The organism is Maribacter thermophilus (assembly GCF_001020565.1).
Taxonomy (GTDB): domain Bacteria; phylum Bacteroidota; class Bacteroidia; order Flavobacteriales; family Flavobacteriaceae; genus Maribacter; species Maribacter thermophilus.
Map to the genome: position 1 here is coordinate 2,415,237 of NZ_LDAS01000001.1, position 25,013 is coordinate 2,440,249.

The 25,013-nt window shown below is 39.2% G+C and carries 20 protein-coding genes and 1 tRNA gene; 7 read left to right on the forward strand and 14 right to left on the reverse strand.

Annotated elements, in window-relative coordinates; translation table 11 throughout:
- Positions 1 to 48: 48 nt before the first annotated feature.
- From AB657_RS10440 to AB657_RS10455, 4 genes are all read right to left on the reverse strand, one after another.
- Complete coding sequence (locus AB657_RS10440) at positions 49 to 2,418, reverse strand: TonB-dependent receptor (protein ID WP_047246433.1); 2,370 nt, start codon at positions 2,416 to 2,418, stop codon at positions 49 to 51.
- A gap of 276 nt (positions 2,419 to 2,694) precedes the next feature.
- A complete protein-coding gene (locus AB657_RS10445; protein ID WP_047246434.1) occupies positions 2,695 to 3,003 on the reverse strand; it encodes a hypothetical protein in 309 nt (102 codons plus the stop codon).
- 152 nt (positions 3,004 to 3,155) lie between these two features.
- Complete coding sequence (locus AB657_RS10450) at positions 3,156 to 3,647, reverse strand: YybH family protein (protein ID WP_047246435.1); 492 nt, start codon at positions 3,645 to 3,647, stop codon at positions 3,156 to 3,158.
- A gap of 140 nt (positions 3,648 to 3,787) precedes the next feature.
- Positions 3,788 to 4,774, reverse strand: coding sequence for a sugar phosphate isomerase/epimerase family protein (locus tag AB657_RS10455; protein WP_047246436.1), 987 nt, complete (start codon positions 4,772 to 4,774; stop codon positions 3,788 to 3,790).
- A 678-nt stretch (positions 4,775 to 5,452) separates the two neighbouring features.
- Between AB657_RS10455 and AB657_RS10460 the strand changes: the two genes are divergently transcribed.
- The 3 genes from AB657_RS10460 (at position 5,453) to AB657_RS10470 (ending at position 11,167) form a co-directional block, all read left to right on the forward strand.
- On the forward strand, positions 5,453 to 6,355 hold the full coding sequence (locus AB657_RS10460; RefSeq protein ID WP_198146899.1) for a helix-turn-helix domain-containing protein: 903 nt from the start codon (positions 5,453 to 5,455) through the stop codon (positions 6,353 to 6,355).
- Positions 6,356 to 6,840: 485 nt separating this feature from the next.
- Entirely contained in the window at positions 6,841 to 10,254 is a 3,414-nt protein-coding gene (locus AB657_RS17680) for a BspA family leucine-rich repeat surface protein (protein WP_052958678.1), read from the forward strand.
- Positions 10,255 to 10,282: 28 nt separating this feature from the next.
- A complete protein-coding gene (locus tag AB657_RS10470; protein WP_047246438.1) occupies positions 10,283 to 11,167 on the forward strand; it encodes a PorP/SprF family type IX secretion system membrane protein in 885 nt (294 codons plus the stop codon).
- Positions 11,168 to 11,445: 278 nt separating this feature from the next.
- Here the strand turns inward: AB657_RS10470 and AB657_RS10475 are convergent.
- A tRNA-Leu gene (locus AB657_RS10475) sits at positions 11,446 to 11,527 on the reverse strand.
- A gap of 112 nt (positions 11,528 to 11,639) precedes the next feature.
- On the opposite strand from AB657_RS10475, the gene AB657_RS10480 reads away from it, so the two are divergent.
- Positions 11,640 to 13,031, forward strand: a complete 1,392-nt coding sequence (locus AB657_RS10480; protein ID WP_047246439.1) for a dipeptidase — start codon at positions 11,640 to 11,642, stop codon at positions 13,029 to 13,031.
- A 95-nt stretch (positions 13,032 to 13,126) separates the two neighbouring features.
- On the opposite strand, the gene AB657_RS10485 is transcribed toward AB657_RS10480, so the two are convergent.
- Positions 13,127 to 13,705, reverse strand: coding sequence for a PhnA domain-containing protein (locus AB657_RS10485; RefSeq protein WP_047246440.1), 579 nt, complete (start codon positions 13,703 to 13,705; stop codon positions 13,127 to 13,129).
- A 178-nt stretch (positions 13,706 to 13,883) separates the two neighbouring features.
- Between AB657_RS10485 and AB657_RS10490 the strand changes: the two genes are divergently transcribed.
- From AB657_RS10490 to AB657_RS10500, 3 genes are all read left to right on the forward strand, one after another.
- On the forward strand, positions 13,884 to 14,249 hold the full coding sequence (locus AB657_RS10490) for a BlaI/MecI/CopY family transcriptional regulator (RefSeq protein ID WP_047246441.1): 366 nt from the start codon (positions 13,884 to 13,886) through the stop codon (positions 14,247 to 14,249).
- A gap of 1 nt (position 14,250) precedes the next feature.
- A complete protein-coding gene (locus AB657_RS17685; RefSeq protein ID WP_084696413.1) occupies positions 14,251 to 17,238 on the forward strand; it encodes a M56 family metallopeptidase in 2,988 nt (995 codons plus the stop codon).
- A 113-nt stretch (positions 17,239 to 17,351) separates the two neighbouring features.
- Positions 17,352 to 18,455, forward strand: coding sequence for a DUF4407 domain-containing protein (locus AB657_RS10500; protein ID WP_047246442.1), 1,104 nt, complete (start codon positions 17,352 to 17,354; stop codon positions 18,453 to 18,455).
- A 16-nt stretch (positions 18,456 to 18,471) separates the two neighbouring features.
- Here the strand turns inward: AB657_RS10500 and AB657_RS10505 are convergent, their stop codons facing one another.
- The 8 genes from AB657_RS10505 to hemW all read right to left on the reverse strand — a co-directional run bounded on the left by AB657_RS10505 (position 18,472) and on the right by hemW (position 25,006).
- Positions 18,472 to 19,473, reverse strand: coding sequence for a metal-dependent hydrolase (locus AB657_RS10505; protein WP_047246443.1), 1,002 nt, complete (start codon positions 19,471 to 19,473; stop codon positions 18,472 to 18,474).
- 21 nt (positions 19,474 to 19,494) lie between these two features.
- Positions 19,495 to 21,267, reverse strand: coding sequence for a MutS-related protein (locus AB657_RS10510; protein ID WP_047246444.1), 1,773 nt, complete (start codon positions 21,265 to 21,267; stop codon positions 19,495 to 19,497).
- 50 nt (positions 21,268 to 21,317) lie between these two features.
- The gene (locus tag AB657_RS10515; RefSeq protein ID WP_047246445.1) at positions 21,318 to 21,674 is read right to left on the reverse strand and encodes an MmcQ/YjbR family DNA-binding protein; all 357 of its coding nucleotides are present in this window, start codon (positions 21,672 to 21,674) and stop codon (positions 21,318 to 21,320) included.
- 8 nt (positions 21,675 to 21,682) lie between these two features.
- Entirely contained in the window at positions 21,683 to 22,075 is a 393-nt protein-coding gene (locus AB657_RS10520) for a Dabb family protein (protein WP_047247934.1), read from the reverse strand.
- Between the two features lie 10 nt (positions 22,076 to 22,085).
- On the reverse strand, positions 22,086 to 22,709 hold the full coding sequence (locus AB657_RS10525; protein WP_047246446.1) for a DUF4230 domain-containing protein: 624 nt from the start codon (positions 22,707 to 22,709) through the stop codon (positions 22,086 to 22,088).
- Entirely contained in the window at positions 22,702 to 23,061 is a 360-nt protein-coding gene (locus tag AB657_RS10530) for a DUF4260 domain-containing protein (RefSeq protein ID WP_047246447.1), read from the reverse strand. The genes AB657_RS10525 and AB657_RS10530 overlap by 8 nt, the downstream gene beginning before the upstream one ends.
- A gap of 2 nt (positions 23,062 to 23,063) precedes the next feature.
- Positions 23,064 to 23,810, reverse strand: a complete 747-nt coding sequence (locus AB657_RS10535; RefSeq protein ID WP_047246448.1) for a cyclase family protein — start codon at positions 23,808 to 23,810, stop codon at positions 23,064 to 23,066.
- A gap of 62 nt (positions 23,811 to 23,872) precedes the next feature.
- Positions 23,873 to 25,006 carry a radical SAM family heme chaperone HemW gene (hemW, locus tag AB657_RS10540; protein ID WP_047246449.1) on the reverse strand — a complete coding sequence of 378 codons (1,134 nt, stop codon included), beginning with the start codon at positions 25,004 to 25,006 and terminating at the stop codon, positions 23,873 to 23,875.
- Positions 25,007 to 25,013: the final 7 nt, after the last annotated feature.

Sequence of the window (25,013 nt, forward strand, 5' to 3'; positions counted from 1 at the left end):
TTTGTTTTCATTTGTTCTGTTTTAATCATTAGTAATAGTTGTTATTTGTTAAAAAGGCATGGTGAGCGATATGGACAGGTTTCTACCGGCTTCCGGCACATCGATCAGCCGATAAAAACTGGTATGGTCAAAGTATTTGGTATCGAATACATTGTTAAGTTTTACACGCAGTGCAACGGGCGCACTATTCTTAAAAATGTTCATATCCGCCAATAGGGACATATTCAACACCTGGTACCCCTCTGTCTTTTCTTCCGGTGGAACAATTTCGTTCTGGGCGGCCGTCACCCTCAAGTCGGCGATTAACCGGGGGCTGCTCAAAAAGAAAAAGTCATTGAATTGATAATTGGCAGAAACCAGTCCGGACAAAGGCGGCGTAAACGGAATCGTAAAATCCTTTTTGGGGCCACTGGTCTGTCTAGAGTACACATATTCCGCCGAGGCGTCCAATCCCAGATTTTTAAACAGGGTGATACTGGCCCTGACTTCACCTCCTACCCTAAACACCTTGCTTTGTGTATACTCATAGATCTGCAAGGTTTCATAGTAGTTGGAAGTAGGGTTCAGATAGATATAGTTGTCAAAAAGATTCACAAACGGACTAACACCTACACTTATGGATGGGGTCGTATGGTCTATATCCACATCCAATTGGTACGATTCTTCAGGGTCTAGGTCCAGATTTCCCTGCTCGTATCGGTACATGTGATAATTGACCCCATCGGAAGCCAACTCGTTGGGCAAGGGCATTCTAAAGCTCTTTCCCATATTTACCTTGTAGGTGGTGTTTTTATGTATATAACTTAGCCCTGCAGAAGCACTTACGTTTGCAAAAGTCGAGGTCTTGTCCTGGGCCCTTTGTAAGTAAATATATGACGTAGACCCATCGGCATTGTTTACGGTGGACGGATACCAGTCGAAATAGGCCTTGGTATCTATAAATCCGTAATCATACCGTATGCCGGCCATAAAATGCAAGTCCGGATTTACGTCAAATTGATCATAGGCAAAGGCTCCGACCGCAAAACGGTTGTATGCCGGAATCAAGAAGCCCCACCCGCCTATGTTATTGTTTTGAAATTCCAGGTTTAAGCCTACCACGACATCGTGCTTCTTATGAGGTTCAAAAGAGTCCTTTACATTAAGGGAATAGGTATTCTTGCTAAATACCCGCTCTTTACTGTCCGATGGTTTGGGCATGTAACCATGGGGAACAGGTTCTGAATGTTCCTCCCTAAGGTTATTTTGATAGCCCAGATCAAAGTGCAACGTGTGGTTCTCCCCATTTACAATGGTATTGTTGGTGACCTTAAAATGGTTCACCTTATGAAACGGAAGGTCTACGTCTCTGCTGGAGCTGTCATAATCAATGTCGGAGGACCTCACCTCTAAACCATGGGCATTGGCAAAAAAGCCATTTTTTGCGTTTACATTACTGAAAAAGGTTTCCGATTTTATATGGTCGGAAACATAGCCGACACTAAAACTTGCATTGGCCTCCTCGCCCGCGGTATTTCTCAAATGGTTATCATGGAGTTCAAAAATGTAATTTTCATAGTTGATCTTATCGGTAGGCACCTTATAGTCGCCATAATCCCTATACGTCACACGTCCACGGTAATACCATTTTTCCTTTCTTCCCTGAACGCCCGCCGAAACACCCACCAGGTCGTTGTTGCTTTCGGCCAATACGTTCACTTCCCCACCAAAGGAATTTTGGAAAGGTATTTTCGAGGGCTGTATATCTACCACCCCGGCAATAGCATCCGAGCCATACAACAAAGAGGCCGGCCCTTTTATGATCTCTATTTTTTCGATTCCGTATTGGTCTATTTCAAGACCATGGTCATTTCCCCATTGTTGGGCCTCGTGTTTTATTCCATTTTGGACAACGGCTACCCTGTTGAAACCCAAGCCGCGAATAACCGGTTTCGATTGCCCTGAACCAATACTTATTGTACTTACCCCAGGTATTTTCTTAAGGGTCTGCATAAGACTGTTTTCCCTGTTTTGATCAAGAAACTCTTTAGAAACAGATTGCGACACTGTAGAAAGCTGTTTGGCCTTCTCTTGCTCATAATCTCCATATACCTCCACTTCCTCTAGTGCAGTAGTGGTCTCGCTCAACAAAATTTGAACCTCTTCCATATTTGGCCCAACCTCGACCTCTACCGTTACGGGACTATAACTTATATGTGACACCGTAATAGAATATGTACCCCTAGGCACATTATTCATGGTAAACACACCAGTTGACGATGAAACGGAATAAAAACCTTTGCCAACAATATTGGCACCTTCAATAGGTTGTAAAGTATTGGCATTAAACACAGATCCTTTTACCTGAAAAGAATCTTGCGCAAAAGCTATGGAGCACAGGCCAAAACATAGCCATGCACCCAGTATTTTGTAAAACATAAAGAGATACTATAAGAATTCGAAAACTGTTCACTATCAGAACTTTGATCAAACCCCGTACATAGTATTATTGTTAAAACCTATAGATTGATGGTAGTTACATACGTGGGTTAGAACCAAATTGTACCGAGCACCAAATCGGTCCTCACATGGTAGCAGTAGGATGCGCCAAATATCATCGATCCATTATTGGACATATAGAACAAACACAGATGAGTCTTTGATCCATACTACCAAACAGACGGTATTCTTTAACAATAAAATTTACGGGAAAACTTATAGTACAAAAGGAGGGGGCCGCGAAAAGAGCTGATCGGAGGCTATTGTATTAGAGATAACAAAGCTGTAGTTATCCGTCAACTCTACCTCAACGACAGGTTCGGTATTTTCAATTTTAAAATCTTGGGTGTCGGGAGCTAGTGCCGGGGTCATATCATGCGCCAAGGCATGATCACAAATGGCACAATGTAGGGCATGTTCGTTATCATCGGAATGCGACAAAACATGCAGCCCTGCTATTTTCAATGAAAGTAAGAGGGCAATGAACAGGTAGGTAATACTATTTTTTAAACGACCATCTTTCATCGAAAACAAACTTACTAAAATAAACCAAATACCATGTTAATATAATCCAAAATTGCAGTACCAATTATGGACAGTATAATTTATCGTGTCCTTTTCTATCACTTAGGCAAAACTTATACCTAGAATATTTGATTTATCAACGCGCACCACTGCTATAGTTTGCCCAAGCTGCCCCATTCTTCTTTGGTGGCGGGTAGTTTTTGATGTTCTAGCATAAGAAGCCATTTTCCGTTCTTTTTGGTCAAAAGCCCTTCAAAATGAACAAACCTGACTGACTGCTGGCCTTTTTCATCCAACAATTCATATCTAAAGATACCTCTTTCAAAAGCGGTAATATTATCTCCCCTACGATCCGAAAACCTAAAGTCCAAGTTTACTTTTGTAATTCCCTTTTTAGTTTTTTCCAATCCATCTCTCCAATTTTCCAATGCTTCCTTTACGGAAAAACACGTTTTGTTCTTATCGGAGACCAAAATACCATCTTCGTGATAGGTAGCCGCATAGCCATCAACATCGCCGGCTTCCACTTTTTCCTTCACCACATCCCAATATGCGTTCAGTTCCGTTATCCTATCTTGTGAAAAAGCATTGCTACTGAATAGTATACCTATCAACAGCACATGTAATACAGTTCTAATTGTCATCTTCTTTTATTTAATTGCGTGGCCCGTTATTTATAACCCAATCACCTATAAAACCAAAGATACGCTTTGAATATACAATTTATCGCATATTGTAAGGCTATACCCTAGTGTTCTTTGTTCATTTTCACAAATCCAACTAACTACGCCGATTTCTCTATCAGTTTCTTTGTGGCCCTAATACCTTCTTCGTTACTCAAATAGCCTTCCATGCCTTGCAAATGCATAAGACCACCTTCGTACTCTATACCCACAATGCCATTAAAACCAGATTTTTCTATAATATCGAAAACCCTCTTAAAATCTATTTCCGTTTCATTGCCGTTGGCATCAAACTTATGTGTTTTGGCACTAACACCTTTTGCATAGGGCATTAACTCCTCTATACCCAGATACATATCATATTTTTCTAAGCATTTGGTGTTCATAAAACCTGCTATATCCATTGTCTCCGGCTTTGTTCGGTTCACACAAAAATTACCAAAATCGGGGAGTACCCCTGCACGTTTATGGTTTACTTCTTTCATAATATTTGCCAACCACTTACCATTACAAGAATGCCCCACATGATTCTCTACAACAATATCCATATCATTCTGGTCTCCGAATTCAAGTAGTTTACTATACCCTTCCAAAGCGGCATCCCTTACTTCTTCCGCCGTACCCGTTTGTTCTAAACTACCTAAGTTCACCCGAATAGATGTACACCCCAGTACTTTGGCGGCATCCACAAATTTGTAATGGCTTTCTACAGCATGATCTCTTTTGGCCTTGTCCAGATCGGCAATGTTCTCATCATCTACCATGATCAGATTATTTGTTACCCCAAGGTCGTCGGTACGCATCTTAAGCTCTTTTAAAAAAGCAGCGTTGGTTATTTTATCGGCAAAGAACATGGAAACGTACTCAACAATATCAATTCCAAATTCATTTTTGGCACGGGCCGGAAACTCCAATGTGTTATGTTTGCCGGTAAAAAATTCGGAAGCCAAAGAAAACTGTGCCAACGAAATATCATACTTGAGCGCCGATATGTTTTTGGCGTATAAAGATTCTGGCAATGCGCTTAACAGACCGACACCTAAAGCACCAAAGCCCAATTCTTTTAAAAATTTTCTTCTATTTTTCATTTTATCCGATTATAAGTTAACGGTGTTGTCCCAAAATGTATTGGCTATTGAACAATGCTTACAGGTCTTGCAACTGTCAGTTAAGCGTTAAATTAATATTTATTTTTCTTACAGCCCACATCTAATGCGACCATAAATAAAACCCATTATTCTCTATAAAGGGATTTTTAAAATAAAAACCGAACAGAAGGTAGTTTCATCAAAGTTGAAACTTGAGACCGGTTAGATGCCTTTTCAGGTTCAATGAAAATAAATAGGATATGGTTTCTTTCATCCGTATGCAAAAGGTATATATTTTGTATGATTGGCAATATGTTAATACAAATCTGGCAATACTGCATAAAAACGCAAGAAAGTTAAATTCGTAGTTTATATGTATTGTAAAAGATATAATTTTACCAATATTTCCACAACTATGTAATATCCTACAATTTGCAAAACCTTTTCTTAATTATTGCAGTTTTCGGAATGGTATTGGCAATCTCGTTGTTTGCCAGAAAGTCTGTTAATAGAGTTTCTGTCTTTTTCTTAGGGGCATTTTATACAATATTCTCTATTTACGCATTTCAAACCTATATTATTGAATCTGGTCTACTATTAAAGTTCCGCTGGTTTTATGTGTGGCCCTTGCCCCTTTATAATTTAATTGCCGCACCTATATTCTTTTATTTTTTAACTTTGATTAAAGATGAATTTGTTTGGCGCTGGCAGTATTTGTGGGTATTTGCACCTTTTATAATCGGTTTGGTAGATGTGTTAAATGTTTATGTACAGCCCCAAGAGGTATATGACAACATCATTAATAATGCATATGCAAAACCTGGGGAAAGACTTACCGTGCAATATGGTTTTTTAAATATAAACCAACATTATGTAATGCGCTTTCTATGGCAGTTTTTGGCATTGATCAGCCTATTGCCTTTATTGTTGCCTTTTATTCGTAATCTATTTAAGGAAAAAGACCGTAAGTTGCTTATTTGGGCAATTTCCTTATACGTACTATTTCTTTTAATGTCCATATTGGCCACCATATTCGCATTTGAAAAATTGCTGAAGGTCGATTTCTTACGTTCTACGGGACCAATTTTAAGAACCGTTAACCTAGTATTTTATGTGATACTATTTGCCATAGGCATAATACCCATTTATTTTCCCACAATTTTATATGGCTACCCTAGGTCAAAAAAATCTAAATTAACAGAAAAGACACGCCATAAAGACCAGGTAGAGTTGAAATTTGGTTTGGATGTCGATGTATTGTTACGTCGGTTAAACGGTATAAAAGAAAGTGGTTCGTTCTATGAACAGGATTTTGATCTGAGCAGTTGTGCCAAGGCATTGGAAATTCCCACACATCATTTATCCTATTTTCTAAATCAACAATTAGGGCTCAGTTTTTCGGCGTATAGAAACAATGTGCGAATAGAAAAAGGAAAAAAACTTATTACCCTTGGTTATTTGGAGAGGAATACGATGGAGGCCCTTGCACAGCAATGTGGTTTTGCCAATAGAAGTTCTTTCAGTAAAACGTTTAAAAAGATAACCTCTGTGAACGTTACCGAATTTAGCGCTAATAGTTAGGAAAACATTTTTTTAGGCATGAATACAGTCGAGGTATGTCTGGTCGAGCGCAGTCGAGACCTCGTTGACCAAACAATAAAATCCACCCCTACCTTCGGATCCTTGAGCGCACTATAAACACGTTAACCTACTCATATTTGCCGCTCATTTTCCTTTTTATGTGTCCAAATACGATTTGGACACATATTTATAGACAATTTTTTAATGCTAGGTGCTTATCAAAATGTTCCTTTTGTTCATGTGCTTTTATTGATGTTTAAATCACTTGTTTACAATGTTTTGTATTGTAAGAAACTTCTTTCTTTTCTTTCTTTTTCTAAGTAGAAAACGGTGTCCAAATCATAAGTAGGCACATATTCGCCAACTCCCATATATATTATTCTTTTTTATGCTCCGTTCTTTACACACCAAAAAAAGTGTCAGCGTTTTCCTACCTAAATTATGAGCGCCATACACCAATAACAAAACAAACATTTAAATTATTTATGAAAAAGCATTTTCAAAATCCCCTGCTTTTACTAATAGCCATGTTAGGCTTTGGCTTTCTGCAGGCGCAAGACCCATTTATTACGACCTGGAAAACGGATAATGATGGAGAATCTAACGATAATCAAATTACCATACCCACCGGTGACGGCACTTTTGCCTATACGGTAGATTGGGGCGATGGCACGACCGACACTTCTGTATACACGGGTAATGCCACCCATACCTATGCAACAGCAGGCACCTATACGGTAAGCATCAGCGGAGATTTTCCACATTTAAAATTCATTTATTTCGCAGATCATGACAAGATACTTTCGGTAGAACAATGGGGAGACCAAATTTGGCAATCTATGGTACAGAGTTTTTATTACTGCGCCAATGTTCAGATCAATGCGATCGATGCCCCTGATCTTTCTCAGGTAACCGATATGAGCAGTATGTTTAGTCAGGCTGAAGCCTTTAATGGGGATATAAATAATTGGAATGTGAGCAATGTCACCAATATGTACAGGATGTTTACTGGGGCCTCTGCTTTTAATCAGGACCTTAATGATTGGGATGTATCCAAGGTGACTAATATGCAAAATATGTTTCACTCTGCCAGCGTTTTTGATGGAAATATTAGCAACTGGAACGTCAGTAATGTTACCAACATGTCAGACATGTTTACACATGCTTATGAATTTAACCAAGATATCGGTAATTGGGATGTAGGCAATGTTGAAGATATGGAAGATATGTTTAATGGTGCAAACAGTTTTAATCAAGATATTGGAACTTGGGATGTTTCAAAAGTAATGGTTATGCGTAGTATGTTCGAAAGTGCTACCAATTTTAACCAAGACATAGGTAGTTGGGATGTAAGTCTTGTACAAGATATGTCCGGTATGTTCGCAGATGCTATTTCCTTTAATCAGGATATCGGTAATTGGGATGTAGGCAATGTAATTTATATGGGGACCTATCTAGATCCAAACATTGGGATAGCAATGACCTATAGCGGAATGTTTGAAGGAGCCACTGCTTTTAACCAAAATATTGGCAATTGGAATGTTAGTAATGTATTAGGTATGGGTGGAATGTTTGCGGATGCAACAGCCTTTAACCAAGACATAAGTGGCTGGGATGTTAGTAATGTTCAAAATATGGGCTCAGTAGAGGAATCTATACGACCTGGATCTCGAACAGGCCAAGGAATGTTTCAAGGTGCAACAGCATTTGATCAAAATCTTGGCGGTTGGAATATAAGCAATGTTACTGGAATGTATGATATGTTCAATGGTGCAGGACTTTCCTCAACAAGTTACGACAGCACCTTAATAGGTTGGAACACTTTGGATACCGCCGCAGGGGAAACACAAATACCATCGGATATTACATTCAACGGCGGTAATAGCACCTATTGTACTGGAGCAACAGCAAGACAATCTTTAATCGACAACTATGGTTGGACGATTACCGATGGCGGAGAGGATTGCCCCTTCTTGCCTTTTATAACTACTTGGAAAACGGAAAGTGCAAATGAATGGATTACCATCCCGGCCAATACATCAGAATACACCTACGCCTATACCGTAGATTGGGGTGATGGTTCTACGGATACTAGGGTTCATGAGAGTGAGGCAACCCACCGCTATGATGATGAAGGTATTTATACCATAACGATTTCTGGTGTGTTTCCACATATTTATTTTCAAAATAAGGAGCAACTTCTAACTATTGATCAATGGGGAGACCAACAATGGGCCAGCATGGAATCTAGTTTTTGGCGATGTTCAAATATGGAATATAATGCTACCGATATGCCCGACCTTTCGTCGGTAACCGATATGTCTAGTATGTTCTCCTTTGCAACAAAATTTAATGGAGACATCGGTGATTGGGATGTAAGCAATGTCACCAATATGGATTTCATGTTCTATCATGCTGACGCTTTTAACCAAGATATCACTGATTGGGATGTAAGCAATGTCACCAGTATGTCAGGTATGTTCGCTGACGCGATAGCTTTTAAACAAGATATCGGAAAATGGGATGTAAGCAAAGTAACAACAATGCATTCTATGTTTGCGCGGGCAACTGCTTTTAACCAAGATCTTAGTAGTTGGAATGTAAGCAATGTTACCACTATGGAGGGTATGTTTTACAAAGCAACAGCTTTTGACCAAAATATAGACAATTGGGATGTGGGCAATGTAACCTCTATGATATATATGTTCCAAGGAGCAACCGCTTTTAACCAGCCTATCGGCACTTGGAATGTTAGTAGCGTTAACGTTATGACAGGTATGTTTCTAGATGCAACAGCTTTTGACCAAGATTTAGGTAATTGGGATATAAGTAAGGTAAGGGACATGATAATAATGTTTGAAGGTGCGGCACTATCCTTAAAAAATTATGACAACACCTTAATAGGTTGGAACACTTTGGATACAGATGCCGGGGAAACAAAAATACCAGCAGGTATTACCTTCAATGGCGGTAATAGTGTTTATTGCGCCGGAGAGACGGCAAGGCAAGATTTAATCGATAGATATAGATGGACCATTACCGATGCCGGTCTAAATTGCGACATTGTCGATTCAGATGAAGACGGTGTGTCGGACGATACAGACTTGTGTCCCGATACCCCTGTAGGTGAAACCGTAGATGCCAATGGTTGTTCCGATAGCCAAAAAGATACCGATAATGATGGCACCCCGGATTCGGAAGATGCTTTCCCATTAGACGAAAACGAGAATGTTGATACCGATAATGATGGCACCGGAGACAATGCCGACACCGATGATGACGATGACGGCACGTTGGATACTGAAGATGCTTTTCCATTGGATGCAAATGAGGATACCGATACCGATGGTGACGGTATGGGCGACAATGCCGATACCGATGACGATGATGATGGTGTTTTAGATGAAAACGATATCTGTGCCAATACACCGGTAAGCGAAACTGTAGATGCCGAAGGCTGTTCAGATAGTCAAAAAGATTCTGATTTTGACGGAGTAAGCGATGCCGACGACCAATGTCCCGATTCCCCCGAAGATGAAGCTGTAGATGCCAACGGATGTGCCGATAGCCAAAAAGATGGAGATAGCGATGGTTCGGAAGAAAGTATAGATGATACCGATACTATAAAGGTGTCCCAGGCTTTTACACCTAATGGAGATGGAATAAACGACACCTGGACTATTTATGGTATAGAAAACTATCCCAACTCTATAGTACGGGTCTTCAACAGTTGGGGAAAAGAGGTGTTCTCTGCCAAGAATTATAGAAACGATTGGGACGGACATTACAAAAATCTTAGTAACAAACTTCCTGATGGTGGATCCTACTTCTACCAAGTAGACCTTGAAGGAGACGGCCGCGTGGATATGGATGGATGGCTGTTCTTGGCTAAACAATAATTACAAAACACCTAAGAAATAAAATACAATGCAGAAAATAAAAAATATAGCAACCTTAGCCCTCTTCCTCATCTTTGGAACGCTAAGCGCCCAGCAAGAAGGGCTGTTAACAAATTATCGTTATCATATGAATGCCTATAACCCGGCCTATGTGTCGCCAGAAGGGCAGACGGCCATTACTTCCAGCTTCCGCCAGCAATGGACGGGAGTGGAAGAGGCTCCAAGAACCATGGTGGTCTCCTTTGGTACCCGCCTGAACGAGAAAATGGGCCTAGGGGTTTCTATAATGAACAACAAAACCTTTATAGAGAGCCAGACCTTTATAGGTGTCGATTACTCCTACAAGCTTACGTTATCCGAAAAGTCCGAACTCTATCTTGGCCTTAAGGCAGGTGGTAATACCTATTCGATAAATACTGCCGGACTGGAGACCTACAACATTCAATCGGACCCCAGTATATCGTCTCTCTCCGACTTTAACCCTAATATCGGGGCGGGTCTACTTTTAAAAAGCGGGAGGCTGTTCCTTTCTTTGGCTATGCCCAGAATACTGAAAACGGACAGGACAGAGAACCAGAACGGTACGGCAACAGCCACTGTGGCCGAGCCCCATCTTTACGCTACAATAGGCTATGATCTGCTTATGGGCAACAGTAACTTGATATTGAAACCCTCTGCCATGATGCGTCAAGTGAGCGGGGCACCAATATCCATAGACTTTAACACCATGCTCTCCTTTAACAACAGTTTTGAACTGGGAGCCAGCTACAGAACCGATTCTGCCTTCGCCGGCCTGGTAAATCTAAGCCTTCAAAAGCGACTTACCTTAGGTTTTGCCTATGAGGTAAGTACCAGAAACGAATTGGCCAGTGCCAAAAACACCAATGAACTGTTCTTGAGGTTTGTTTTTTAAAAAGAAAGAAAAATTTCTTTACAAAGCATAGCTTATATACAAAAAGAGACCGTCTAACTCTAGTAGGCGGTCTTTTTTATTGATTCAATGTATATGTTGTATCAATAAAGTAAATTACTTCAGTGTAATGGTTAAATTCTTTGTAAGGACAATCTTGATAATAAAATTCCCTACCTCTCAATAAAATTATTGAAAACGGTATTCTAAAAAACCAGTACGGCCTACCTAGGTAATACCCATAAAAAAAGGCCGACTTTAAAAAGTCGACCTTCATTTTGTACAGGCGGAGAGACTCGAACTCTCACACCTTGCGGCACTAGATCCTAAGTCTAGCGTGTCTACCAATTCCACCACGCCTGCATAATCCGTTCAAAACGGGATGCAAATATAAAGCAAAAAATCAATTCTCTAAATTTTCGAACTTTAAATTCACGCTTTTTGTATTTTTAGGTACTTATTTGAATTAATATACATGCAAAACATAGAGGATTATATCTCTGATAACAGGGAACGATTTCTAAAAGAACTAATTGAATTACTGAAAATTCCGTCCGTTAGTGCCGACTCCGCTTTTTCACAAGATGTGCTAGATACTGCCGATGCGGTAAAAACCGCGTTGGAAGATGCCGGTTGCGATTTGGCAGAAATTCATGATACCGATGGTTACCCCATTGTGTATGGAGAAAAAATTATCGACCCCGACCTACCTACGGTATTGGTATATGGCCATTACGATGTACAACCGCCAGATCCCGTAGAGTTATGGGAGTCACCTCCTTTTGAGCCGGTCATCAAAGAAACAACACTACATCCTCAAGGGGCCATATTCGCCCGTGGGGCCTGTGATGACAAAGGCCAAATGTACATGCACGTAAAGGCCTTGGAGTTTATGGTAAAGACGAACCAATTGCCTTGTAACGTTAAATTTATGATAGAGGGCGAAGAAGAAGTGGGCAGTAACAATCTTGCCACATATGTTTCTTTGAACAAGGAAAAACTAAAAAACGATATTATACTGATCTCCGATACGGGCATGATCGCAAACGACGTACCGTCTATCACTACCGGATTGCGAGGTTTGAGTTATGTAGAAGTTGAAGTAACGGGGCCCAATCGCGACCTACATTCCGGATTGTATGGTGGTGCGGTGGCAAACCCTATCAACATTCTCGCTAAAATGATTGCCAGTCTACATGATGAAGACAATCATATTACCATACCCGGATTTTACGACAAGGTAGAGGAACTGTCACAAGAAGAGCGGGCAGAAATGGCCAAAGCTCCATTTTCATTGGAAAATTATCAAAAAGCCTTGGATATAGAAACCGTATATGGCGAAAAAGGTTATAGTACCAACGAACGCAACTCTATACGCCCCACGTTGGATGTAAACGGCATTTGGGGAGGTTATACCGGCGAAGGTGCCAAAACGGTCATTGCCAGTAAGGCCTATGCAAAAATATCGATGCGTTTGGTACCGCACCAAGATTGGCAAGAGATCACAGAGCTGTTTCAAAAACATTTTGAGGCCATAGCGCCAAAAGGCGTAAAGGTAAAGGTAACTCCCCACCATGGCGGACAGGGCTATGTTACCCCGATAGATACCGTTGCCTACCAGGCCGCTTCCAAGGCCTATGAAACCACTTTTGGCAAAAAACCGATTCCACAACGAAGCGGAGGAAGCATCCCAATTGTTTCATTGTTCGAAAAAGAACTGGACAGTAAAACTATTCTTATGGGCTTTGGCCTGGATAGCGACGCCATACATTCTCCGAACGAACATTTTGGAGTATGGAACTACTTAAAGGGCATAGAGACCATACCTTATTTTTACAAATATTTTACCGAGATGAAGAAAGCGTAAAAACCAAATACTTTTTTTTCACCAAACAGAGAAAAGCGAACTTTTTGTTCAAGACAAAAGAGTTCGCTTTTTATTTACATATTTAGAAAGAAGTATTATATCTTCTTTACATATTTGGTAATGATCACAATTTGCTGACCATCTACTTTCCCTTCTATATACTCGGCATTTTCATGATCTAGCGATATTCTTCGTACCGCGGTACCCTGCTTGGCCACCATACTGGAACCCTTCACTTTTAAATCTTTTATAAGAACCACACTATCACCATTTTCCAAAACAACACCGTTCACATCCCTATGGATTATTTTATCGGCTTCGGCAACACCTTCTCCCGTTGCTTGCGCCCACTCCAATGTCTCGGGCTCCATATACATCATATCCAACAAATCTTGTGGCCAACCTTCCGCTTTTAGACGAGACAGCATACGCCACGCAACGACCTTTACCGCATCGTGCTCGCTCCACATACTATCGTTAAGACAACGCCAATGGTTGGCATCGGTAGTTTGCGGGTCCTCGACTTGACCAATGCATGTATTACAGGCCAATACGCTCCCGTCCACACCTCCGGTAGAAACAGGTGGCACTTCATATACGCTTAAATTATCTGTGGCACCACATAGTTCACAAACTCCGTTACTTCTACTTTTTAATTCTTCAAGTACACTCATAATTCTTAAATAAGGCTCAAATTTAAAATTTTCAATAAGAAAAGACGGTTTACGGCTTTACTTTTATACGGCATTTCTGCATAAATACACCTTGTTAATTTCACTTATTACTACTCTACATTTGTAGAATTAAAATATTTATTCTATGTTTGTAGAAGACATTCTAAAAATGTAGAAGATGCAACTATCAAAATCGGAAGAGGAATTAATGAATATTGTCTGGAAACTTAAAAAGGCTTTCATGAAAGACCTTTTGGAAGCTTACCCAGACCCAAAACCTGCCACCACAACGGTTGCCACCCTTTTAAAACGGATGGCCGACAAGGGTTTTGTAGCATACAAAAGTTATGGTAGAAGCAGGGAATATTACCCTTTGGTAAAAAAGAAAGATTATTTTTCTAAACACGTAAACGGACTCATAAAAAACTTTTTCAATAATAGTCCTGGGCAATTCGCCTCTTTTTTTACACAGGAGACCGACCTGAGCAAACAAGAGCTCGAAGAGCTAAAAAGGCTTATAGACACCGAACTAAAAAAACGATAACATGGTACTCCTTCTTTTAAAATCTACGGCCTGCATGGCCATTTTTTGGATTTTCTATAAACTCTTGTTGGAAAAGGAAGCCATGCACGTTTTTAAGAGGTTCTATCTTCTGGGAGCATTGGCCGCGTCGTTTATAATACCTTCGCTTGTTTTTACGGAATATATAGAAATTGCACCCGTTGAAATATCCCCTCAGTTACCCGTAGACGGTTCTTTTGACAATACTGCCACCGATCTACCTGTTGCCCCCGAACCAGCAACATTTAATTATCAGATACTACTATGGGTATTGTACGGCCTAGGTGTATTCGGATTTGGACTTCGTTTTGCCCGTCATCTTTCCCAAATATGGCACCGTATACGCAAGAATCCCAAATTGAGGAAAAATTTCATTATTCAAGTGCTCTTACAAGAGCAATTGCCACCACATACCTTTTTTAACTATATCTTCTTGAACAAGAAGAAATTTGACAACAACGAAATTCCGGAAACTGTTTTGCTTCACGAAGAAACCCACGCAAAACAAAAGCATAGTATAGATGTATTGGTTCTGGAATTATTACAGGTGCTACTTTGGTTTAACCCGTTCATATATCTATACAAACATGCCGCTAAACTAAACCATGAGTTTTTGGCAGATCTGGCCGTTCTCAACAAAAACAAAAATCTCTTACAGTACCAGAATACCTTACTATCGTACTTATCACACGATAGCTATACAAAACATCAGTCGACCGGCATTTCCAGTGCCATTAATTATTCATCAATCAAAAAACGATTTATCATCATGAAAAAAAGAACATCAAAAAAAGCAGTTGTACTAAGGTTTATTTTTCTATTACCTATCACCTTCTTTTTGGTGGTTGCCTTCAGCAATAAAAATATATCCTATAAATATATAGACAATGTAAAAATTGCAGATGTATTCTTAGATATTGACCCTAACTCCAACATAAAATTAAACAATGAAGACATTCAACTTACCGAACTACCAAATGCAATTAGAAAAATAAATCCGACATTGTCCATAGAAGAGAAGAAAAAATATCTATTTGCAAGTATATTATATAGTAAGGATTCTCAAATTGAACTGGTAGATCAAATCAGTATCATATTAATTCAAAATAACATTGTAAAGGTTTCCGCCGCCAACCTTTCCATAAGCGAATTAAAAAATATAAAACCAACACATTACAAAAATCCTTTAGCCGGCTTGTCTCTTACAGAAGCTGAAAAAAAATACAAACAGATTGCTAAGAAAAAACCAATAAAAGAATCAAAAAATGGAGATTTTAATATCTCTTATGACGTGCAGACAATCGCACATAACAATGCCACCTCTGGCACCCCATCAATAGAACTGTTTAAAAAATGGAAAGACCCCGAAACATATGCTCTATGGTTAGATGGTAAGCACATTACAAATAGCTCTCTTAACTCATATGATCACCAACAAATTGTGCACTATGAAAGTAGTTTTGTTTATGAAAACGCAAGGAGTAAAAAATTTCCACAACCCTACCAGGTATCTTTGTACACCTCTGAAGGCTACTCTAATACTAATAAAGAAAATGAAATTTATATAAATATAAACGACGAAGGCAATATTCTATTAAACGATCTTAGAGTCGATTTGGAAGATTTTGAGACAACCCTTATCAAAACATTGAACAATATTGACATAAATCGCTCTGACATACCTTTTATTATCAATTTTGGTCAAAACTCCCCAAAAGAAACAATAGATTATGTAATTAACATTATCGATTCTAATGTGTACAATAAAGGGGGTATAAATTATGTGCAATTAGATGAACAAGCTGTAAAAACCTATAACAGACTGGCAAAAAAATACAATGCCGTTGCTATTGAAAAACGCATTATTCCATTAAAGGATTTAAAAATACTGGAAAAGATTTATCGTAAAATGTCGGCAAGCCAAAAAAAGAATGCCCAACCTTTTCCTGAATGTAACATTCAAGGCACCGTCAAAGAAATTGACATTAAGGTAAATAAAGATGGGCTTCTCCTAATTGATTCGCAGTTATTGCAAGTAGATGAATTAAAAGAACATCTAAAAAGTATGAACACCCCAAAAACCTACGAAGAAAGACAAAAATCGCTAAGGGTACTTATTACTACCGACATTGATGCCCCAAAAGATGTTTTACGGAAATTAGACCAAATTGTATCTGAATTTGGTGCTGCCACAGTAAATATCTATGGCAAAGAGATCGGGTTTCAAGAATCACCCACCACAAAACAAATCAAAGAATACAATGACCTGGCAAAAAAGTACAATAGCATGATCGCCAAAGGTGGCGATATTCGTATTCTAAAATCGGATGTAGACCAGTTAAGGTATATATACAACCTAATGTCGGATAAACAGAAAAAAGACGCCGCCCCATTTCCCGATTTTCCCGAACCACCACCTGCCCTAAAAGCGCCAGAGGCCCCAAACTCCACTGATTATGCCGATGCAGAAATAGAAAAGATCATAAACAACAAAGACATTATTGCTGTAGAAAACACACAAGTTTATATTCATAATTCTAACTTTATCGAATCTAACAGATCTTCCGGTCTAATGGAAAGCTTAAAGACACTTGCCAAACAGGATGCCCAATTCTATCTAGATGGCGAAAAAATATCTGCAGAAGAAGGCTTTAGCGTCGTAAGCAACGAGAAAGACATTACCATAGAAACATTGCCCTATTCCAACAAACAGCCAGAAGTACGAATCTATAAGGACCAGGATGATGTAAAAATTCCACCTCCTCCGTCTCCACCTACCCCCATTTCACCTTTAGACTTTGTAATAGATGCAGCAAAAAAAGGAGCCACATTTTTATACGAAGGCAAAGAAGTTTCATCTGACAAGGCCATCGACCTTATAAAAAACAACAAGGAGTTGAACATAGAATCTAGGGGCAAAAACGGCAATACTGTGGTAAAAATCACAAAAACCCCTGTAACAATCAAATAAAAAGAACGTCAAACTAATGTTAAAGCCCTCTTTTCGAGGGCTTTTTGCGTACCAAAAATCAAATAGTTACGTTCACCCTTTACATAGCATCATCAATCAAAAAACAAATCAACATGTTACAAAACTTTTTTATCCTTTGTTCAGGTGCCGATTCCGAAATACTAAAAACGTGTTCTAAAGGAGAACAAAACAAATATGCCGGTATTGGCGCTACCGTATTTTTTACGGCAATAATGGCTTTTATTGCTAGCAGTTATGCCTTGTTCACGGTATTTGACAACGTCTACATAGCCGTTTTCTTTGGAGCCATTTGGGGATTGTTGATTTTTAACCTGGATAGGTTTATCGTCTCCACTATTAAAAAAAGAAACAATTTTAAACAAGAGTTTTTACAGGCCACGCCACGTATTGTTTTAGCGATCATTATAGCCATCGTAATTTCCAAACCTTTGGAAATGAAAATATTTGAAAAAGAGATAAATCAGGTCTTGCTGGAACAAAAAAATGAACTCACTTTGGCCAATAAAGAGCAATTGGCGCAGCAATACACGCCACAAATAGAAAAACTGAATCAAGAAATTGTCGCCTTAAAATCAGAAGTTGCGAGTAAAGAAAAAGAAACCAATGCTTTATACGACATTTACATCAATGAAGCAGAAGGAACCGCTGGAACAAAACTCTTGGGCAAAGGCCCCGTTTATAAAGAAAAACGTGAAAAACACGATGCCGCACTTTCTGAATTACTGGCCTTAAAAACAGCCAATGCAGAAAAAATTGGGGTTATCGAAAGTCAAATTGCGGTACTGAATACCGAATATGCAGAAGTCGTAAAAAATTCACAACCCATTATTGATGGTTTTGATGGCCTTATGGCCAGAATTACAGCATTGGAAGAGCTGCCATGGCTTCCCTCTTTTTTTATATTCCTATTGTTCTTGGCCATAGAAACATCGCCCATTATAGCCAAGCTCTTGGCTCCAAAAGGTGAATATGATGTAAAACTGGAAGAGCAAGAAAGCATCCTATCTTCCTGGGTGGCACAAAAGGTGGCACAGCGCAAGCTAATCGTTACCACCGATGGCGAGATCAACCAAAAAATATATGAAGACCTAAAGGGAGAAGAAGAACTATACGGGTACAAAAAGAAAAAGGCAGAAGAATTGTTACGCCTGCAAGCCGACACTTTTCATGAGATACAGGTAAAAGGGTTAAAGTAGCAAGATCATCTAAAGATCAGTTGCCCCATATACGTTTCCAAAGAGAGGCCATTAAGCGCTTTGCGTCTCTTTTTAACCGAGGGGTTTCATGAACATGAAGATCGTCTCCCTTGGGCGTAAGACGGTAACTGAACGCAAATTGGTTTTCGTCATCATCCAGACTTATCAATCCAAATCGCAGATCGTTAAAATAAAGGTCTCCATCCTTTTCAGAAATGGTATACCAACCGCCTGTAATCTGAATCAGTCTTTTAATTTTATCGTTGGTGGCCCAATCTCCCAATAATTCATGATTTTTGGGATACTCTCTAAATACGACCGGTTGCGAATCAAAAAAGGAATAGTTGCCCATGAGATAGGCATCTTCCTTTTCGATATTGGCCATCCAAAGAATAGTATTAAAAGGAGCTGGCCTTGTATTTATCTGATTAAAGGCTATACCTTGTTCTTGAAGTTCGTTTTCAAATTTTTGGTAAACGACTCCTTTTAAAACCAATGTTAGCACTAGGTACGCACTACTAATTACAAGTCCGAGATATACATATCTGCTACGTTTTATCGCCGTTCGTTCTTGCATCATTGCCAAAACCAAGAAAATGATAAAAGGGATCGTGTACAGGGGATCGACCACAAAAATACTTTGAAAAGCGAGCCTTGTCTTAAAAGGCCAAAATAGCTGGGTGCCCCAAGTGGTAAAGGCATCTAATAACGGATGGGTAAAGAGCCCCATAAACATAAGTAAGGACCAATCTTGCCAAGAGGCCTTTTCTTTCGGATTCAATTTCCAAACGAGCCAACCAAAAACGGGAGCGAACAATACCGAAAAGAAAATAGAGTGGGTCAGCCCCCTGTGCCACTCGGTGGCACTCACCGTATCTAAAAAGTACTTCGACAACACATCTAGATCAGGAATGGTTCCGGCAATGGCACCGTACAGCATAGCCTTGTTGCCTACCTTTTTACCAAGGGCAACTTCACCGACTGCAGCTCCAAGAACTATTTGTGTTAACGAATCCATGTGTAGATATAAATAGGGGCGTTATTCAATAATCCCCATTTTCTTCAATAAAAAGGATGCGTTCATATTTTGACAAACACCTTCTTTGAACTTATAGTCGAAGTGTAGCTCATCATCAATGATCTCGGCATCAAAATAATGGTTTTTAACCTGTGGAAACTCTTTGGACACTTCACAAAGACTAAGGTCGTGAGTGGCAATAATACCCGTAGACCTAGACCCTACCAAACGTTCTACAAACTTTCTGGAGCCTTTTGCCTTGTCGATACTATTGGTACCTTTTAAAATTTCATCGAGAACAATAAAATATCGATCGTGCTGTATCTGTTCCACTACAAACTTTAACCGCTTCAACTCAGAAAAAAAGTAAGACTCATCATCAGTTAAAGAGTCTGTGGTGCGCATACTGGTAATTAATTTAATGGGGTTGTATACCATTTGTTTTGCACAGATCGGCAACCCCATATTGGCCATAACTATCTGCAAGGATACCGTTCTTAAAAAAGTGCTTTTTCCGGCCATATTAGCCCCGGTAATAATTAAAAACTCTTCATTATCAATTTCAAAATCGTTTAGAACACTTTTTTTTGGGTCCAGTAACGGATGCCCCGCTCCGACAGATTTAATGGTGATTTTTTCTTTCGTAATCTCCGGAAACGAATACTCCGGATGGTTAAAAACAAAGTTGCCTAGACTGCCATAAGCATCAAAAAACGCAATAACCTCGAACCAATTCTCTACAAAAGCCCCGTGCTTGGCTATCCAATTTTCAATTTTTAGACATGTGTAGAGTCCCCTTAAAAAAAGGCCGTTACCGAATATGAGATAAACAATATTATTATTTTGGTCCAAACTCCCTAACAGCTTCGAAAACTCTTTTAAGGCCTGTGATGTTTTTTTGCCATCACTTAAGATCTGCGATTTTTTTTCCTTTAGAAGTTCAGAGGTAAATTCTTTGTCCTCTATCATTCTTAACAACTGATTGTATTGTTGAAATGTAGATTGAACCTTACCTGCATCGGAAGCTAATTTGGTTATTTTTTTCGTGAAAAAACCGGTAACCAACAAACCGAACATCAACCAGTAAATTAATATGGACTCTTTTACAAAACCTAAAAAAAAGGCCGCAAAAAGAGCTACACTAATGCCTGAAAATAGCCAGGGAACAACATTCATAACCTTGGGAACAAAAGGCTTATATGATTTTAACCAGTCGGTTATAGTATCGGTGGTTGTTTCGGTAGCTGCCAACGATGCAGTCGCAGAAAAATCTTGTATCCATTGGGGCATGCCCCCCAATTCTCTAATGCCATCCTGTTTTTTTACTATATCTGTAATGGAATTCTCCTTTAATAGACCGGACAATACTTCACTACCTTGTGGCAGGGTCGTTCTATTTATATACTGATAAAAAGACCCCTGTCCAAAAAGGTCTATATCTTGACTATAAAAATGCTGATCATCTTTAAATGCCTCGCCTTTTGGCAAATGATGAAAATCTCTATTCAACACCTTTAGCTCGGTCTCATTAATTAGCATTAGTTGCTTTAGCTTGTCCCTTTTGTACTGTAGATCCGAATGTCTGGAAACAAGGTATAGAAACAGGGCTATCGCACCTACAATAATAGCAACCATTATTTTAGTATTGGAACTAAAAAAGTAGAGTACCACAATTGCCAATACAAACACAGATAACCTTACCATGCTAGAAGCGAACAATTGCCCCTTTACTTTTACAAAGCTTTCTTTATGTTTTGCAATTTGTTCTCTATAAAAATTATTTGGGTCTTGCATACTGCACGGACGAATTAAACATGAACTTAAGAAGTGTGAATAAAACGGCACTAGAGATTATCCAGTGCCGTCTTTAATTTTTTGGTAAGCTTGGCCACTACCAGATCATACGAATGGTCCGTTAGCTCTAATATCAGCTTTTCAGGTAGACTTTCTATAAAAAGGGTATTCCAATGGGTTTTACTCATATGGTAACCTGGAATAATGAATCCGTCATATTCTTCCCTAAGAGCAATTCCCCTTTCCGGATTACATTTAAGGTTCACTTGCGACGGCATTCTCTCCAGACCCGACAAGGCAAACATTTTGCCCATCACCTTAAAGACAAGGGTCTGCTCATCGAAAGGAAATTCTTCGGTCACCCCTTTTTTTTGCAAACAATACTCACGGAAAGTCTCAATATTCATTATAGAACCTAAATTCCTTGAGAGTCATAGACGATTACCTTCTCCCACAATGCCTCCGATTCCTTTATAAAAACCTTGTGCGGAGCTTCATCTTGGTACGCCTTTTGTGCCTCTGCCGAATCAAAGGACAGTATCAAAGAATACGTAAAAGAACCATCTACCACATCTCTAGTGGCTTTAGGCGGGGTGCCTATGAATTTTGTTTTGGCATATGCAGAATTGTCCAAAAACTTTTTTAGGGATGTGACAAATGCAGTGCGGTCCGCTTGACTATCTGGATTTTTTAACCAAAAAAACACGGTATGTGAAAAATTAGAATCAAATTCTTTCATTGTATCTGTAGTTTGCCCAAAGGCCGTTATTGTAAGTGTTAAAAATAGTAAAGTTGTAATAGTTTTCATTTTCAATAATTTAATTTTCCAATAATTTCTTTTGTTCATCGGTAATCTTAAGCGCCGTATAGTCCAATTTCCAACCTATGGTTTCCACTATTTTTTCTATGAGCAATACGGTCTGCAGAGCTTCCTTTCTTGCCGTGTCCATAAGGCCACTTTCAGGTATTTTTTCCCTGATATGCTTTTTTGCCTCTTGGTTAAGACTTGTAAGGTCATCTGGTGTAAAGCTATTGAAAAAACCGTTCTTTACATCGTAAAATTCCAGTTCAGGTTCTATGGAGAGTACTTCGGGCTCCGGAAAATTGGTAAGAACTATTTTTTTCTTTCCATCATCGGCGTGCATAAGAATCTTATTAAGGTCATATCCTATTTGGGCCTTTGCCTTAATGACCACCAATGCCTTCTTTTTGCTAATGACCAAGCTTAAAAATCTTTCTTTGGTATTTTCGTATTTATAAATTTCAGCAAAATCACCTTCTACCGAAATCAGTTTGCAAACACTTTTTATTTTTTCGAGAAGTACCGTAGATTGGTGAGTCGTAATTTCTTTGTTTTGCTTTTTTCTAAAGAATGAAAATAGCCAGTACACTATAATACCCCCCAGAATAAGACCTAAAAGAACGTCTAGAACGTTATCCATTGTTTTTACCTATTTCTCCTAAATGTGTGAATTTAAAACCTTTTTCATATTTAAGGCCATATCCGAACATTCTATCCATTGCGGAATGCGAAAATAAGATAACCCCCGCTAACTGAACAATTGGCATTGAAAAATACATTCCAAAAAAGTACAAAAGGATGGCAACACCTTTATGGTGGAACAAGTTATAGAGCCCTGCCCCTAATTTATTATTCACCAAATACCCTAGCATGCCTATATCGGGTGTAAGCAACAACACCAATAACAACCACCATTGATACCCCAGAAGGCCAAACATAAAAATACCCAGTACGAACATGGCCAGCTCTTCGAGCCTTAATAAATTCTTCATTTTTATTTTATTTGATAGAGAACAGGTCTACTAGGGCTGGCATCGTTCTCAAAAGATGCCATCTGCAGGTTTAAAATATACCTACCGTCGGGGATATCGTTGGCTACATAAATAAACTCGGTTATGGTCGCATCCATTCTAATGGCTCCGGCCGTATTCCAAAATGCCCTATGGGCCAAAAGTGCCCCGTTATCGTTTTCTTTGTCTACCGAAGGCAAGTCTATTAACAGGTGTTTTATACCAATATCCACCAAATATTGAGCAGCCTCCTCTAATAAATAAGGCGGGTTGCTATTCGAATATTGTTTAGAAAACTTTGCTGTCGTGTTCGGCAACGTTCTTATAACCAAGGCTTCCGCTCCAGTAGCTTTTATGGCATTGTCTAATTGATGTTTTGAAATAACAAAATCATCCTGTACTTTTCCAGGGGCTATGGTAATCACTTCTGCCAAAAAGAAATATTTATCCAAGTTTTGGTTCACTGAATAAAACTCTTGTGTAATGTGACCTACACACTCGGTATGGGTACCATGCGCATGCGGATTAAACCAGATATCGTTAAAATTCGTCGATGCACCAGCCTTTACACTTCCCACAAAATCGTGCTCGGTATGTGGGGCGATTTTGGGGTGATCAATATACCAGGCATTAACGTTGGACACATCTCCCTTTAGAGGTATAGAAATATCCAAAGGTTTGTTTAAATCTATTTTATATTCTTTTTGCTTATGTTTTATTGTTGCCTTCAAATTCTTTTAAATATTAATAAAATGATATCTGTAACATATACGTTTTAAATCCGGATACTTTTTCATGACAAGTTAACCATAAACAAATCAGCTGCAATTCCATCTGCTAGAAACTTCCCTTTTTTAGTGGTCAACAACACATTATCCTCTAAAGTTAGTAACTTTTCCGCTATATACTTTTTTGACCGAGAAAGCAGATAGGTCTCGTACTGTGGTCCAAAATCTGAAATGACCCTGTTTATAGACACGCCCCAAATAGTTCTAAGGCCTGTCATAACATACTCATTATATTTATCCCTATCAGAGAGCTCCTCGGTTTCCATGGGCAATTCGCCCTTTTCAAGGGCCTTTATATATTTTGGGTTATTATTAATGTTCCACCCTCTACGTTGACCATCAAAAGAATGTGCCGAAGGCCCTATTCCCATATACTTTTTTTGTTGCCAATACGCCGAATTGTTCTTTGAAAAATAGCCAGGCCTACCAAAATTTGAAATTTCGTAACACACATATCCTTCTTTGGTAAGACGATCGTAGAGCTCGTTAAAATGCGCTTGAGCGACCTCATCATCGGCCGGCTTTACCAATCCTTTTTTTACAAAGGTGGCCAAGGCCGTTTTTGGTTCTACCGTTAGGGCATAGCTAGATATATGACCCACATTAAAGGACAGCGCTTTTTTTATATTGTGTCGCCAACGGTCTTGGGTCATGTTCGGCATACCATAGATCAGGTCTATAGAGATATTATCGAACTTTTTTGTGGCCATTTCCAATACTTTTTCTGCCTGATCGGCCGTATGTGACCTGTTCATAAGCCGTAAGTCTTCTTCAAAAAAAGACTGGATACCTATGCTCAACCTGTTTATAGGGCTATTCGCCAATTGATTCAATTTTTCTTCGGATAGATCATCGGGGTTGGCCTCTAAGGTAATTTCGGGGTTTTCGGATACTTGGTAATGTTCATATACCGTTGCTATTAAACGTTGTATCTCTTGCGGCTCTAAAACGGATGGGGTACCCCCACCAAAATAAATGGTTTCGACCACCTCGTCCTTAAATTCCATTTTTCGAAGTACCATTTCACAGCACAAGGCGTCGACCATGGCTTCTTTTTTACCCATGGAGGTAGAAAAATGAAAATCACAATAATGACATGCCTGTTTACAAAACGGAATATGGATGTAGATACCGCTCATTTAAGTC